The sequence below is a fragment of the Priestia sp. FSL W8-0524 genome, assembly GCF_038005965.1.
Taxonomy (GTDB): domain Bacteria; phylum Bacillota; class Bacilli; order Bacillales; family Bacillaceae_H; genus Priestia; species Priestia zanthoxyli.
Genome location: NZ_JBBOUG010000001.1, coordinates 3,326,678 through 3,340,999 on the forward strand (window position 1 = coordinate 3,326,678; position 14,322 = coordinate 3,340,999).

Annotated in this window: 13 protein-coding genes and 1 pseudogene; 6 read left to right on the top strand and 8 right to left on the bottom strand. The window is 36.5% G+C overall.

Translation table 11 applies throughout. From position 1 onward, the window contains the following. Positions 1–250 precede the first annotated feature (250 nt). From NST66_RS17380 to NST66_RS17395, 4 genes and pseudogenes are all read right to left on the bottom strand, one after another. A complete protein-coding gene (locus NST66_RS17380) occupies positions 251–1,252 on the bottom strand; it encodes a LacI family DNA-binding transcriptional regulator (RefSeq protein ID WP_165636273.1) in 1,002 nt (333 codons plus the stop codon). Between the two features lie 193 nt (positions 1,253–1,445). Next, positions 1,446–2,156, bottom strand: a complete 711-nt coding sequence (locus NST66_RS17385; RefSeq protein WP_165636272.1) for a LytR/AlgR family response regulator transcription factor — start codon at positions 2,154–2,156, stop codon at positions 1,446–1,448. Next, a complete protein-coding gene (locus tag NST66_RS17390; RefSeq protein ID WP_165636271.1) occupies positions 2,131–5,118 on the bottom strand; it encodes a substrate-binding domain-containing protein in 2,988 nt (995 codons plus the stop codon). Before NST66_RS17390 ends, NST66_RS17385 begins: the two co-directional genes overlap by 26 nt. 295 nt (positions 5,119–5,413) lie before the next feature. Continuing rightward, positions 5,414–5,706: pseudogene (locus tag NST66_RS17395) on the bottom strand (arsenate reductase/protein-tyrosine-phosphatase family protein); the annotation flags it as partial. Positions 5,707–5,986: 280 nt separating this feature from the next. Between NST66_RS17395 and NST66_RS17400 the strand changes: the two are divergent. From NST66_RS17400 to NST66_RS17425, 6 genes are all read left to right on the top strand, one after another. Next, complete coding sequence (locus NST66_RS17400; RefSeq protein WP_034649925.1) at positions 5,987–6,232, top strand: hypothetical protein; 246 nt, start codon at positions 5,987–5,989, stop codon at positions 6,230–6,232. Between the two features lie 16 nt (positions 6,233–6,248). Then, positions 6,249–6,617 carry a spore coat protein gene (locus NST66_RS17405; RefSeq protein WP_016766279.1) on the top strand — a complete coding sequence of 123 codons (369 nt, stop codon included), beginning with the start codon at positions 6,249–6,251 and terminating at the stop codon, positions 6,615–6,617. Between the two features lie 18 nt (positions 6,618–6,635). Then, positions 6,636–7,772 carry a zinc-dependent alcohol dehydrogenase gene (locus NST66_RS17410; RefSeq protein ID WP_165636270.1) on the top strand — a complete coding sequence of 379 codons (1,137 nt, stop codon included), beginning with the start codon at positions 6,636–6,638 and terminating at the stop codon, positions 7,770–7,772. A 17-nt stretch (positions 7,773–7,789) separates the two neighbouring features. Beyond that, positions 7,790–7,984, top strand: a complete 195-nt coding sequence (locus tag NST66_RS17415) for a hypothetical protein (RefSeq protein ID WP_048019372.1) — start codon at positions 7,790–7,792, stop codon at positions 7,982–7,984. An 18-nt stretch (positions 7,985–8,002) separates the two neighbouring features. Beyond that, the gene (locus NST66_RS17420; RefSeq protein ID WP_165636269.1) at positions 8,003–8,302 is read left to right on the top strand and encodes a spore coat protein; all 300 of its coding nucleotides are present in this window, start codon (positions 8,003–8,005) and stop codon (positions 8,300–8,302) included. A 152-nt stretch (positions 8,303–8,454) separates the two neighbouring features. Then, positions 8,455–9,489, top strand: coding sequence for a DUF3231 family protein (locus NST66_RS17425; protein WP_165636268.1), 1,035 nt, complete (start codon positions 8,455–8,457; stop codon positions 9,487–9,489). A gap of 648 nt (positions 9,490–10,137) precedes the next feature. On the opposite strand, the gene NST66_RS17430 is transcribed toward NST66_RS17425, so the two are convergent. From NST66_RS17430 to NST66_RS17445, 4 genes are all read right to left on the bottom strand, one after another. Beyond that, positions 10,138–11,457, bottom strand: coding sequence for an MFS transporter (locus NST66_RS17430; RefSeq protein ID WP_340843596.1), 1,320 nt, complete (start codon positions 11,455–11,457; stop codon positions 10,138–10,140). 93 nt (positions 11,458–11,550) lie between these two features. Continuing rightward, entirely contained in the window at positions 11,551–12,699 is a 1,149-nt protein-coding gene (dgoD, locus tag NST66_RS17435) for a galactonate dehydratase (protein ID WP_013058319.1), read from the bottom strand. Then, on the bottom strand, positions 12,686–13,348 hold the full coding sequence (locus tag NST66_RS17440) for a bifunctional 4-hydroxy-2-oxoglutarate aldolase/2-dehydro-3-deoxy-phosphogluconate aldolase (RefSeq protein WP_176343600.1): 663 nt from the start codon (positions 13,346–13,348) through the stop codon (positions 12,686–12,688). The genes dgoD and NST66_RS17440 overlap by 14 nt, the downstream gene beginning before the upstream one ends. Before the next feature lie 17 nt (positions 13,349–13,365). Then, complete coding sequence (locus NST66_RS17445; protein WP_165636266.1) at positions 13,366–14,319, bottom strand: PfkB family carbohydrate kinase; 954 nt, start codon at positions 14,317–14,319, stop codon at positions 13,366–13,368. Between the last annotated feature and the right edge of the window lie 3 nt (positions 14,320–14,322).

Below are 14,322 nucleotides of genomic sequence, written 5' to 3' on the forward strand. Positions count from 1 at the left end.
AAAATACATGTAATCGATTACAAAGCATTCTAGAAAAAGACTATATTTTTTAATTTATTATAAGAAGAAGCTGTGTTTACTACCTGTACTTGTAATTGATTGTACTTATCAAAAACCCAAACTAAAAATCCCTTTTTAATCAGATATTAAGCAATTCTTTTTCCAACCATTTGTAATCGATTACATCTTAATTTTAAAAAACAAGAAGATTTAAATCATCAGACACATTTTCAAAAGAACTCTTATTCCCTTATGAAAGATGTGTTGAGCACGAATCACGTATGATAAGCTGATCTTCCATTAAATATTGATGTCTTTCAATTTCTTCCTTATTCATCAACTTTATAAGTAATTTCATTGCCATCGTGCCCATCTCAAAAGCTGGCTGTGAGATGGTTGTAAGAGCCGGTTTGAAAATAGATGAAAATTTTATATCATCAAATCCTACTACGGAAATATCATGTGGAACACTTAATCCTTTTGAAGAAATAGCATTTATAGCTCCAAATGCCATCTCATCATTTGCTGCAAACACGGCTGTTGGAGGATGATTAAGACCCAAAAATTGATTCATTATATTAAAACCGCTTTCATAAGAAAAATCACCCTCCTGCACTAAAATAGACTCAACTGTCAGGTTGTATCGTGTCATTGTCTGATAAAATCCTTTTAATCGATCCTGGCCTATCACTCCACCTAGGGGACCTGATATAAATCCTATCCTTTTATGTCCTAACTTAACCAAATATTCTGTTGCTTTTTGAGCCCCGCTGATATTATTAATAGAAACGGTGGGGATGGCTGAACCTTCTATATATTCACATGCCAAAACTACAGGATATTTGAGAGCCATTTCCTCAATGTTCTTCGATTCCATTCTCGCCGTTAGTAAAACCATTCCATCAGCTTTTTTTTGGAGAAGTATATTTAAATACCCATTTTCTCTTTCCAAATCATTGCCCGTATCCCCAAGCAGAACTTGATATCCTTTTATGACGGCTACAGACTCAATTCCTCTTAATACCTTAGAAAAAAAAGGATTTGTTATATCAGGTACAATGACTAGAATGGTTTTGGTTTCTAATGTTCTTAACTGGCGAGCTAATGCATTTGGCTGATAGTTTAATTCTTTAATTACTTGTAATACTTTCTCAGTCGTTTCTTCCGTTACAGTGTTAGGTTTACTTAGCACTCTTGACACTGTAGCAGTTGAAACATTTGCTTTTTTTGCTACATCTATTATTCGCACCATTTTACGACTCTCTTTTCTTGTTCTTCTCTATAACAGAATTGTAATCGCATACAAAAATATTGTCTAATTGGATTCAGACAACATTTTCTGAGGTTCAAACTCTTTAAAAATCCTTTTAAGCGTCGTTTTTATCCATATAAACAAAAAAACAACAAATTAAAAAAACTCAGCACTTATTGCTGAGCTCCCTGTTTTATAATAATTTGTACCTTTGCAGATTGTCTACTTTATGCTTGGAAATCCTTGCAGTTTCCTTATAATCTTTAAAATAGGCTTTATACATTTGACCCGTTGCTTCGATTCTTGTTAAAAGTTCCACATTTATAATATAAGATCTATGAGATATCATAAACCTAGAATCAACGGCACCTTCTAAGCTAGTTAAAGCTTCATTTGTCTCGAATTTACCATTTTTAGTATGAATGACAGATTTCCGATCAAGTCTTTCAATAAAGATAATTTCTTCTAATGGAATAAAAATTATATTTTTCTGCTGTTTAATCATTAAATCCTTTTTAGATGAATGTTCTTTATCGACTAGTGAAATAGACACTTGGGAGGCTCTCTCTAAAGCACCATATAAACGATTTCTATCAATTGGCTTTAAAATATAGTCTACTGCCTTTACGTTAAATGCCTCAAGTGCATAATTATCATGACCAGTAATAAAAATAACTTGTAAAGCCGGGAAAAGTTCTTTACATGCTTTAACTGCTTCCATCCCATTCAATAAGGGCATTCCGATATCGACTAAAGCAAGATCCGGTTTTTCTTTCGTAACATAGTGTATCAATTCTTCACCGTTGGCGGCCTCTCCAACAATTTTATATTTGGATAAACTCCCAATAAAGTACCTTAACAATTTTCTTGAGGTAACATCATCGTCTGCGATCAATACTTTCATCTTGTTGTTCCCCCTTTTCCCTAGCGTTTCTTGATTTCGCAACACTTTGAATAATATCTGGAGCATCTTCATTATAAACGAGCTGCCAAGCATCAATTACATTTTCTTTCATTACTTTTAGAGACGGAACGGCTACATAGGGTGGCGCTTGTTTTCCAAGTAGGGCATACCCTGCTAGAATCGCTTCGGCGACTCCTTGCTGGTATGGTAGCTGGGCACCTAGTCCTTTAATAGGTCCATCCTGTGCAATTTCCAAGGCGACGTTCATACCCAAATCCATTGTCGTAATGACTAAATTGCTTTTTTTTGCAGTACGAGTTGCCCTCAAAGCTCCTTCAGCCGGGACATCCCATACAACAAAAATACCATTTAAATCCTGATGTTCAGCAATCATACCGGATGCCACTTTTTCTCCATCATTCGAATCAGTAATTCCCCTACGATCGACAATTTGAATATCAGGGTACCTTTCCTTTATCGTTTTTTCAAATGCTTCCGTTCTTTGTTTGGTTGCAAAAAAATCAGCATCATGATAAATAATCCCGACCTTACCTTTTCTATCTAATTTCTCAGCCATGATATTAGCCGATTCAATGCCATTTCCATAATTGTCAGCAGAAACAATACTTACATAATCTTTCCCATGCTGCAAACCATTCGGTGTATTGTCCATAAACACCAGCTTTACACCAGTTTGGGCTGCTTTTTGATATACACTTGCAGTCAATTCTGGATCAACTGGAATGCTCACCAGGATATCCGGTTTTTTGGCTAAAATGCTTTCAATGTCGGCTACTTGCTTTTTCCATTTAAATTCTGCATTTGTCACGGCTACTACCTCAATGCCCATTTTCTCAAAAGTAGTTTGCATTCCTTCCAATTGGGACCTTGACCAATCACTTCCAGTATAATGCATAGCAATAGCAGCCTTATATTTCTTTTTCTTAATTTTTTTTAGCTCTTTCAAAGATAACCGCAGTGTTTTTGCTGAGGCAGCTTCCTCGCCATGTGGTCCTGTACTTAAAATTTTATGATCTGGAATATTTTGATTAATTGTATTGTTTAGCGTTTCACTTAGGATTGTCAAAAACTCTTGTACATGAATGGGCTTTGTTAAATAGTTATCAAATCCTTTATCCAATGTATATTGAATATCCTTTGGCATTGCATTTGCACTTACAGCGATGACAGCAATATCTTTCGTTTCTTTGCCTGCTTTTAAAATTTCAAATACTTCATATCCATTAATATCTGGGAGGTTAATATCAAGAAGAACCAAATCTATTTTTTCGTTTGCTACAATTTCTATTCCTTCTTTTCCTGTACGAGCTGATAAGAGCGTATAGGAAGGCTGCGATTTAATGATGTTACTTACTAAGTGCAAGTTGGATTCGTTATCTTCAATATATAGCAAACGATAGTTATCTTCCTTCCTATTATTTGGTGGAGGAAATTCAGTTTGTTCACCCCATTGTATGACAGTCTTTGAATCATTTGGAAGAGGAAGGCTAAAACAAAACTCACTTCCTGTTCCTTTATTGCTTGTTACATTAATCTCCCCTCCCATTAGATGCACCAGCTGTTTAACTAAAGATAACCCAATGCCTGTACCTTCTTCTTTTGCACTTTCAATTCGATAAAATGGAACAAACACTTTAGTATATTCCTCTGCAGAAAAACCCACACCTGTATCTACGATATGAATGTACTGCTTATTCTCTTGTAAACGACAGAAAACGATGACTTTTCCATTTTCTTGATTGTATTTAATAGCATTATCGAGTAGGTTCAGCAATATTTGTTTAAGACGTAGAGGATCAGCAAGAACGATCATATCTTCCCATTGATCCAGTTGGCTATAAATACTGATATTCTTCTTCTTAGCCAATGGTTGTACAATATTGATACATTCCTTGATGACAGTTAGAAGATGAACTTCCTCTACAGAAATCTTTAAATTTCCTGTTTCTATTCTTGACACGTCTAAAATATCATTAATTAAACTTAATAAATGGCTTCCTCCACTTAAAATCTCCTGTACAAAATCACGCTGTTGTTCATTTAAAAATTCATCCATCTCCAATAATTGAGCAAAACCCAGAATTCCATTCAGCGGCGTACGCAGTTCATGACTCATCTTAGACAAAAAACTTGATTTGGCCATGTTCACTTTTTCAGCCTCTTCTTTTGCCTGAATAATAACTCTTTCCATTTTTTTTTGTTCTGTGATATCCTCAAACTCCCATAAGTAGCCTACAAAATCATTTTCCTCATTTAAAGGAAAACAATTGTAGCGTAGTGTCATACCTGTATCTATTTTAATCTCTTTTGTAGTTCTCGTTCGTTTTTCTTTATTTTCCAGCTTAATTTTATTAATTTCTTTATCAAAAAGGTAATGTAAATCGGAAGCGTGCATCCCAATATGGCAATCAATTTCACCCTTCAACTGGAAAATTTCGTAAAATTTCCTATTTAAGAGCCTTATTTTTTTATTCCAATCTGTTACTGCAATCCCACTATCTAACCAATCAATCAAACTACGCTGGAATGCATAGGAATTCATTAATTTTTGTTCTTGTTCTTTTTGAAGAATTTCCTCTTCCATAATCTTTTTGTTAGTAATGTCCACACAAGTTCCGACTACTTCAGCTACTTTATCCTTATGAAATAAAGGTCTTAAATAAATTACATAATAAGTACCTCTAAATTCACCTTCATATTCAATGTACTGTCCTGCCCACGCTTTTTTGTAATAACTGTTTAGTAAATTGGCAGTGTCAATATCATCCCAATACAAATCATGAAGCGCCTTTCCGACGATATCCTCTCGATTAACCCCCAACCTATACAGTAATTCTCCCTCGGCAAAAGTATGAATAAACTCGTTACTTTTTTGTACAAACTTAAAAACCATCCCGGTATCAGTAAAGCCTGGTTGTGCAATATATCTGGAATCCTTCATTCGTTTCGCCCCTAGTTAGTTAAAAAAATATAATATGGATTCTATATGATGAATCCCTTACTTTATGTTCTTTACGGTGCTTAAAGATTAATTTGAAACCAATTATTCATTTGTAATAATTATTGTAATCGCTTTACAAATTATACTTTTCTTATTATAAGCTTCACTATATTGATTAGTCTAACAATACTTACCCATGGGGCTGCCACACCTTTATTAAAGAAGGAAGAGATCAAAACAGAGAGTCGTCTTTTTGACATTACTAAAGGGAAAGATATTTATGTCGTTAATCCTTCTATGGAGCTTTATATAAAGACTTCCAATTATAAATGCATTTTTCTTCATCTGTTCCTTCTGCTTTTGACGGATCGCCAAAGCCCCAGTAAACTCGTTTCACATGTAGAAAAGTTACAGATCAATGCTCTACTGCGTGTCCGCATAGTGTCACAACTAAAACAGATTATTAAGAATTTCAGGATTGATTACATCAGATGTTTGGTTTGAGATATTGATTCCTACTTCTTTCATTGTTTTTACGGCATTAGGATTTAAAGCATGAACTTCAAGTCCAGCACTTTTTACCTCCCACTATTTCCCTTGATACTTTTTAGCCTAACCTTCTTTCATGCCATATTTAAATCAAAAAGTTTGATGTAATTAAAAGAGTTCTTGTTCGACTAACCTATCAGTTAGCTAACAAAAAAAAGACCACCAAAGCGTTTAGCCCCAGCTATTGCCAATTAATTTTCCGGATTATATGTACATTATAACTACTTAATATAATTCACCTATAAAAACATTATAGAATGTTTCCTCCTATATTCGGAACAATAACATTGTATTTACGTAAAAAGGAGGGTAATCAGAAATGGATATTCAAAAATTAGCCGACCATGAGTCATTGGATCTACATGAAGTTATTAATTTTAAAACTCTTTGCTTAGCGAAATCAAAACTAATGCAAGGACTTGTATTTGATGATGATTTGAGAGCATTAATGAAAAAAGATGTTGAACAATCGATACAAGCGCTGGGAGAATTACAGGCAGTTTATCAACGTGCACCTTTTGAAGCCCCTGTTCCTCAAAACCGGCCAACACCAATAATCAATTGAAAAGGAGGTAAATTCAGTGAATCATGACTATTTAGATCCTATAAACTCGCTACACGTACCAGAGCTCGCAGATACCACATTTGCGATGGACTTTCTTCTTCGTGCCAAGGAAGGTGTTCGCAATATCGCAGTCGCATTAACGGAGTCCGCATCACCTGATGTTAGAACCCTCTTACGAGAACAGTTAATGCAAGGGATTGCCATGCACCAAGAAATTACAGAACTAATGATTAGTAAGAAATGGTTCCATCCATACGAATTAAGTGAACAATATCAACTAGACCAACTTTCTGCCAACAATACATTGATGATTGGCAAAATGAATTTATTTCCTGTTGAGACCAATAGAAAAGGTCTGTTTGACCGAACACCTGATGAACACTAACACTGGAGGATATCTATCATGAAGGCAGTAACGTATCAAGGTATTAAAAATGTTGTAGTCAAAGAAGTTCCAGATCCAAAGATTGAAAAACGAGATGACATGATTATTAAAGTAACCAGTACGGCTATATGTGGGTCTGATTTACATTTAATTCATGGCATGATTCCTAACCTGCAAGAAAACTATGTGATTGGCCATGAACCAATGGGAATCGTCGAAGAAGTTGGTCCAGATGTGACGAAAGTAAAAAAGGGAGATCGTGTTATTATTCCTTTTAATATAGCATGCGGTGAATGCCTTTACTGTAAAAACCATTTGGAAAGCCAATGTGATAATTCCAATGATAATGGTGATATGGGTGCCTATTTCGGATATTCTGGTACGACGGGTGGCTATCCAGGTGGGCAAGCTGAATATTTAAGAGTACCGTTTGCTAACTTTACTCATTTCAAAATTCCAGAGACTTGTGAAGAACCAGATGAAAAGTTAGCAGTTATTGCCGATGCAATGACTACTGGTTATTGGAGTGTTGACAATGCAGGCGTAAAGGGTGGAGACACAGTTATTGTTCTTGGCTGTGGTCCGGTTGGCCTTTTTGCTCAAAAATTCTGTTGGCTAAAAGGAGCAAAGCGTGTCATTGCCGTAGATTATGTAGATTATCGCTTGCAACACGCCAAACGTACCAACAAAGTTGAAATTGTAAATTTCGCACATTTTGAAAATGCAGGAATGCATTTGAAAGAAATGACGAAGGGCGGCGCTGATGTTGTCATTGATGCAGTTGGTATGGACGGTAAAATGACTGATATGGAGTTCCTGGCGAGTGGAATGAAACTGCAGGGCGGAGCATTTAGTGCGTTTATCATGGCTTCACAAGTAGTACGTAAAGGCGGGACAATCCAAGTTACAGGCGTTTACGGTGGCAAATATAATGGATTCCCAATGGGAGATATTATGAACCGAAACGTCAATATTCGCTCTGGACAAGCACCTGTAATCCACTATATGCCATATATGTTTGAATTAGTTTCGACCGGAAAAATTGATCCAGGAGATGTCGTGAGTCATGTACTTCCACTTAGTGAAGCAAAGCGTGGCTATGAGATTTTTGACACCAAAATGGATAATTGTATAAAAGTCTTGTTAAAACCTTGAGGAAGGAGGTAGAAAAAATGAATTACGCTTTACATGAAGTTCTTGAGGTCCATGAAATGGCTGCATTTAAGACCAATTGCTTGACTAAGTCCAAAACGATGAGAGGATTAGTTACAGATCAGCAATTAAAAGATATTATGCAGCAAGACATAGATGTATCTACGAGACAATTACAAGAATATGCTTCTATCCTTTCCAACGCTAAGCAGTAAAATAGGAGATGAATACACATGAATCCAATTATTGAAAATTTAACTGGCATGAATGCCCTATCGGATCAAGTGGTTGCAATGGATTTATTGATTGCAGCTAAAAGTGGAGTTAGAAATTACGCCATGGCAGTTACGGAGGCAGGAACACCTGAAATTAAAGAAATGCTCACTCACCATTTAGTAGAAGCTCTTGATATGCATGAACAAATTTCTGCATATATGGTAGAAAAAGGATGGTATCATGTTTGGGATACAAATGAACAAATCACTTTAGATTTAAATAATATCGATACGGCATTGAACTTGCCCACTCTATAAAAATAAAATAGGAGCAGTTTAACATTACCAACCTAAACTGTTCCTGACAATCCATATATATCTTAAAAAAGTTCTGAAGGGACTTGTAATGTTTACAGGGTATGAAGAATAAAAACAATATAAAAAGCAAGCCTAAGAAAAGGAGACTATAAATGGGAACAATTAAACCAATTAAGATAGGCTTAAAAAAATCAAATCCTGATAGAAAATTGACGGCTCCAGAAATGGGAAAACTCTGGGCAACCTATATGGGTAATAGCATGTGTAATTGTATTTTAAATTATTTTCTACAACATGTTGAAGATCAAGACATAAAAAAGCTAGTAGAACATGCGAAAAGACTAACTGAAGAATTTCAAAGTAGCGTCAAAGAGATATTTATCAAAGAAAATATACCTATTCCACATGGCTTTACAGAGGAAGACGTTAATCTAGGTGCTCCAAGATTATTTGAAGATGAATTTTATGTATATTATTTAAAGTATGCAGGAAAAGCAGGACTTAGCATTTATAGTATCGCTATACCTTTAATATATAGAGAAGATGTACGCAATTTCTTAACTTACTGTATGAACTCGACCATGGAATTAATGGAAGAAATTAAAACCATTTTAATGGATAAAAGCCTTATTATTGCCCCACCCATTATTCCAGCTCCAGAACAAGTAAAAATTGCCAGTACTGATTATTTGAGTGGTTTTGTTGGAGATGTTCGTCCTCTACACGCGTTAGAAATTGCTCATTTATACGATAATATTGAAAATAACGTAACAAGCAAAGCTTTAATCATGGCTTTTAGTCAAGTTGCCAAAAGCCAAAAAGTTAGAGACATATTTGTAAAAGGAAAAGACCTTACCCATAAAGCAGTTGAACATTACATAGAAAAACTTCATCGTGAGAACTTACCTGCTCCAGAATTTATTGACCATTTAGTCACAACTTCAACTTTCGCACCTTTTTCGGATAAACTAATGCTGTTTCATAAGGTCGATATGTTTTCCATGAAAATAAGAGCATTTGGGAATTCACTAGCTGTAAATGGCAGACATGATTTAGCGTTACTTTATGGGAGATCTTTAATGAATATAGCAAATTTTGTTAAGGATGCATCAAATATTATGATGGAAAATGGATGGATGGAAATTCCACCAGAGGCTGTAGATAGAGAAAATTTAGCTTCAAAATAGTATTAGTGAAAATAACAAAAACCCCTTATGGAAGGTTGTTTTGCATGTAATTTCCGATAAGCCGTTTTATGTTAACTAAATAAGGTCTATTTAAGTTGATAATGTATTAAAAAAACAAAAGAAACTATCTCATCCTTAATAGTTTCTTTTGCCCCGCGGATTAGGATATTAGATAGATACCTCGCGGTGTCTTGGATAGTTTGCTCAAATGTTGGAATAGCTACGCATTCTTAAGAATTATAGCAGGAAATATTATGTTTCTGCTCTTATTTACTTAGTTTAATTACTACTGCAAGCTACTAATGCTAGCAATAATACAGTAGAAGTTGTTAACACCTTTTTCATACATGCACCTTCAACTCTCTACTAATCATTTCTTACTTATCAACCTGTAACTACTGTTAATAAAAGGTAGAAACTTTGTGTATTTTATCACGCTTTTTGTATTTATGAACATCACTACTACCTAACCTAATAATCTTATTCTTGTACGGTCTGAAATCCTCTTTTATAGGTAAAAAAAGAGCATAAATCCGTTGGTCCCCAACAAAATTTATGCTCTTTCTTTAATAAACCTTTTACGAATTCACTTTTCATCTCGTCACAAATAATTTCAGATGTATGATTCCTATAAAACTACAAACGGCCTTACACAATATCTCGATTCAATTTTTCATCTTTAACCACTTTAATTCTTTCCACTTTTCCTACAAGGAAGATGTACGAAAGTGCTCCTAAAAGGGCCAATGCCGCTATGAATACTAGCGCTGGAGCAAAGTTTCCTCCTTTAGCTAAGAAACCAATAACAATCGGAACAATAATAGAAGCTAGACCGCCGATAAAGTTAAAAACTCCGCCTGTTAAACCGACTAAGTGTTTAGGCGCTAGCGTTGAGACAAAGACCCATGTAATAGAAGCCAGGCCATTTCCAAAAAACGCAATAGCCATAAACATGATAATGAGAGATGTGCTATTTACATAATTGGCTCCAATGATTGAAGTTGATAAAAGCAGTCCTACGATAATAGGTGTTTTTCTTGCAATACCTAGTGATACTCCTTTTTTCACTAAGGCGTCAGATACAAAGCCAGATAATAATACTCCTACAAACGCTGCTAAAAACGGAGCTGATGCTAAGAATCCTGATTTTAAGAAATCTAACCCTCTGTATTCCACAAGGTACGTTGGAAACCAGGTAAGGAAGAACCATAAAGTAGAGTTGACGGCAAACTGTCCTAAGTAGATGCCCCATAGCTTTCTGTGAGAAAAGGCTTCTTTAAGATTTCCCCATTCGAACTTTGCTCTTTCTCCTTTCGTATCCGCAGCTTTAACTAAGCCTCCACCTTCTTCGATATGCTGTAATTCTGATTTATTTACTTTGCTATGCTGAGAAGGATCACGATAAAAGGTGTACCATATAATGCCCCATGCTATACCGATAACCCCTGTAGTAATAAACAGACCTCTCCACCCTAAAAAGTGCTGAATGGTCACCAATGTAGGTGTTAAAAATGCTAGCCCTGCAAACTGTCCCGAAGTATAAAAAGCAATTGCTGATGCTCTTTCCTGATTTGGAAACCAGCTGGTAACTACTTTATTATTGGTAGGAAAAGCCGGTGCTTCGAATGCTCCTGTAGCTAGACGCAGACCAAAAAGACTCACAAATCCCTTAGTAAATCCTTGCAGCAGTGTAACAATAGACCAGGTAATTAAACTAAAGGCATACGTAGCACGAGCGCCAAAGCGGTCAGCCATTACCCCTCCTGGTATTTGTAAAGCTGCATAAGCCCATCCAAAGGCTGAAAATATAAGACCTAGTTCTACGGATGATAGCTTTAAATCCTTGGACATGGCTGTGGCGGCTACAGAAATATTACTTCGATCCATATAGTTGATGACAACGCTTACGAAAATAAATGCTAAAACACGAAATCTAACGCGAGTCGGCTTTTCGCTATACCCCTTCATTCCCTTATCCCCCTGTATATGACTAGTTTAAAAAGAAGATCTGACTGACGGTCATTTGTCAATCAGATCTCCCGTACTAAAATGGTTTCCCCTTTACCATTCCGCTACAGAACCGTCTTTATGACGCCATACTGGATTACGCCAATTATGACCAATATCAGCCATTTTTCTAACATGGTCTTCATTAATCTCAATACCTAAGCCAGGTCCATCTGGAATCTTTACGAATCCTTCTTCATATTTAAATACGTGATTATCAACAATATAATCTAGTAAATCACTGCCTTGGTTATAGTGAATGCCTAAGCTTTGCTCTTGAATAAATGCGTTGTGGCACGTTGCATCTACTTGAAGACACGCCGCTAATGCAATTGGTCCTAACGGGCAATGAGGCGCAGCCGCTACATCAAAGGCTTCAGCCATCGAAATAATTTTCTTACATTCTGTAATTCCTCCCGCATGTGATAAATCCGGCTGAATAATATCAACGTATCCGTCCGTTAAGAGCTTTTTAAACTCCCATTTTGAAAACATTCTTTCTCCTGTCGCAATAGGAATGGATACATGATTGGCAATTTCTCTTAATGCCTCATTGTTTTCCGGCAAAACCGGCTCCTCGATAAACATTGGACGATAGACCTCTAGTTCTTTAGCTAAAATTTTTGCCATTGGCTTATGTACTCGTCCGTGAAAATCAATACCTATTCCTACATAAGGTCCCACTGCTTCTCTGACAGCAGCGATACGTTCTACTACTTGATCAATCTTTTCATATGAATCTACGTATTGAAGCTCTTCTGTCCCATTCATTTTTACTGCTGTAAACCCTTTTGAAACAACTTCTCTTGCTGCTTCGCCTACATCTGAAGGGCGGTCTCCTCCAATCCACGAATATACTTTAATAGATTCTCTTGCTTTTCCGCCTAACAGTTGATGTACAGGAGCATCGTAATATTTTCCTTTTATGTCCCACAGAGCTTGATCAATTCCTGATATCGCGCTCATTAAAATAGGTCCGCCTCGATAGAAGCCGCCTCGGTACATAACGTTCCAATGATCTTCAATATTTAATGGATCTTTGCCAATAAGATACTCCATCAGCTCATCTACTGCAGCTTTAACGGTAGAGGCTCTTCCTTCGATAACGGGTTCTCCCCATCCAACAATTCCTTCGTCTGTTTCTATTTTTAAAAATAACCAGCGTGGCGGCACTTGGAACAATTCATAATTAGTAATTTTCATGTACTTTTTCCCCTTTCGTTATACCATTCACTGCGGCTACGTATGCTTTAGCCTTTTGTGTTAGCTCCTGCAGGTATGCATGAGTAATTTCACGATTTGTATCTACTAAAGAACTTCCAATCCCAAACCCTACAGCACCTGCTTCTTCAAATTCTTGAATATTATCTAAGCTCACTCCTCCTGTTGGAAGAAGTGGAATATGAGGAAGCGGCCCTCGAATATCTTTAATATAGCTAGCACCCAGCCTAGCAGGAAATACTTTGATAATATCCCCCCCATTTTCAAATGCCGTTAGAATTTCAGTAGGTGAAAAAGCACCAGGGATACTAACCGCCCCGTATCTTTTTGTTAGTTTAATAGTTTCAATATTAACCGTTGGAGAAAGGATAAACTTTGCTCCTGCTAAAATAGCTGAACGTGCTGTTTCAGGATCAAGCACTGTACCTGCTCCTACTAGCACTTGATCACCCAGCTCTGTAGAAACCTCTTTAATGGCTGAAAGTGCGTCAGGCGAATTTAGAGTAATTTCTATATTTTTTACACCGCCGTCATTAAGCGCAGAGGCAATTTTCACTACGTCCTTCGGTTTGGCTCCTCTAATAATCGCAACGATTTTATGCTCTAATAAATGTGATAAACTATCCGTCATGGGTAAGCCCCTTTCTTTTATCGTATAACGTCTTCTTTTGTAATCGCATTCATAAATTCGTAAAGCTCTTTCTTATCAGGCAAGCCTTCAATATCACCCTCTACGGTTACAACCATAGCTCCTATAGCACACCCTCTTCTAACCGTTTCTTTTAAAGAAGATTTATCTATTAATCCCGATAGTATCCCAGCGGCAAAACCGTCACCAGCTCCTACTGGATCTATTACTCTAGCAACTTTAAAGCCTTCTACGTAAGCGGATTCATTTTCAGTCGAATAATAAGCTCCTTCCTCACCTAGCTTAATAACGACTAACTCTGCACCTAATTGATGAAACGCTGCTGCAACATCTTCAGGGTTATCCTTCTCAAATAAAAACTGGCCTTCATTCACTCCTGGTAAAATAATATCTGCATATGTAGCCATTTTAATGAGTGTTTGACGCGCAGTTTCTTCATCCCAAAGCGTCTTGCGTAAATTCGGATCAAACACTATTTTTACACCATTTTTTTTAGCAGCTTTTATTGCTTGAAAAACAGCTTCGTGGCAGGAATCGCTTAGCGCAGGTGTAATCCCTGTCACGTATAAGTATTTGGCAGAAGAGATGTACTCTTCATTCATATCATGCGGATTCATAAAGCTTGCTGCTGACCCTTGTCTGTAATAAAAGACTTTACTGTTCATTTCATTTGTCTTTTGCTTTAAAAAAAGACCTGTAGGAGCATGATCATCAAATATCACATGTCTTACATCTATTCCTTCTCCTTTTATACTTGAAAGAACCCGCTCTCCTAGCTCATCTTTTCCTAACCGGCTAACCCATCCCGTTTGATAACCGAGTTTTGACAGGGCAATTAACGTATTGCTTTCTGCCCCTGCAATTTTCGAAGAAAAATCTTTAGCATATCGCATCTTTCCATTCGAGTGTGGGGTAAACAGAATCATTGTTTCCCCCATGCTTATCACATCCATTTT

Coding starts and splice junctions, on each gene's coding strand:
- NST66_RS17410 (WP_165636270.1), top strand. CDS start 6,636: ATGAAGGCAGTAACGTATCAAGGTATTAAAAATGTTGTAGTCAAAGAA.
- NST66_RS17425 (WP_165636268.1), top strand. CDS start 8,455: ATGGGAACAATTAAACCAATTAAGATAGGCTTAAAAAAATCAAATCCT.
- NST66_RS17415 (WP_048019372.1), top strand. CDS start 7,790: ATGAATTACGCTTTACATGAAGTTCTTGAGGTCCATGAAATGGCTGCA.
- NST66_RS17430 (WP_340843596.1), bottom strand. CDS start 11,457: ATGAAGGGGTATAGCGAAAAGCCGACTCGCGTTAGATTTCGTGTTTTA.
- NST66_RS17385 (WP_165636272.1), bottom strand. CDS start 2,156: ATGAAAGTATTGATCGCAGACGATGATGTTACCTCAAGAAAATTGTTA.
- NST66_RS17390 (WP_165636271.1), bottom strand. CDS start 5,118: ATGAAGGATTCCAGATATATTGCACAACCAGGCTTTACTGATACCGGG.
- dgoD (WP_013058319.1), bottom strand. CDS start 12,699: ATGAAAATTACTAATTATGAATTGTTCCAAGTGCCGCCACGCTGGTTA.
- NST66_RS17420 (WP_165636269.1), top strand. CDS start 8,003: ATGAATCCAATTATTGAAAATTTAACTGGCATGAATGCCCTATCGGAT.
- NST66_RS17380 (WP_165636273.1), bottom strand. CDS start 1,252: ATGGTGCGAATAATAGATGTAGCAAAAAAAGCAAATGTTTCAACTGCT.
- NST66_RS17440 (WP_176343600.1), bottom strand. CDS start 13,348: ATGACGGATAGTTTATCACATTTATTAGAGCATAAAATCGTTGCGATT.
- NST66_RS17400 (WP_034649925.1), top strand. CDS start 5,987: ATGGATATTCAAAAATTAGCCGACCATGAGTCATTGGATCTACATGAA.
- NST66_RS17445 (WP_165636266.1), bottom strand. CDS start 14,319: ATGGATGTGATAAGCATGGGGGAAACAATGATTCTGTTTACCCCACAC.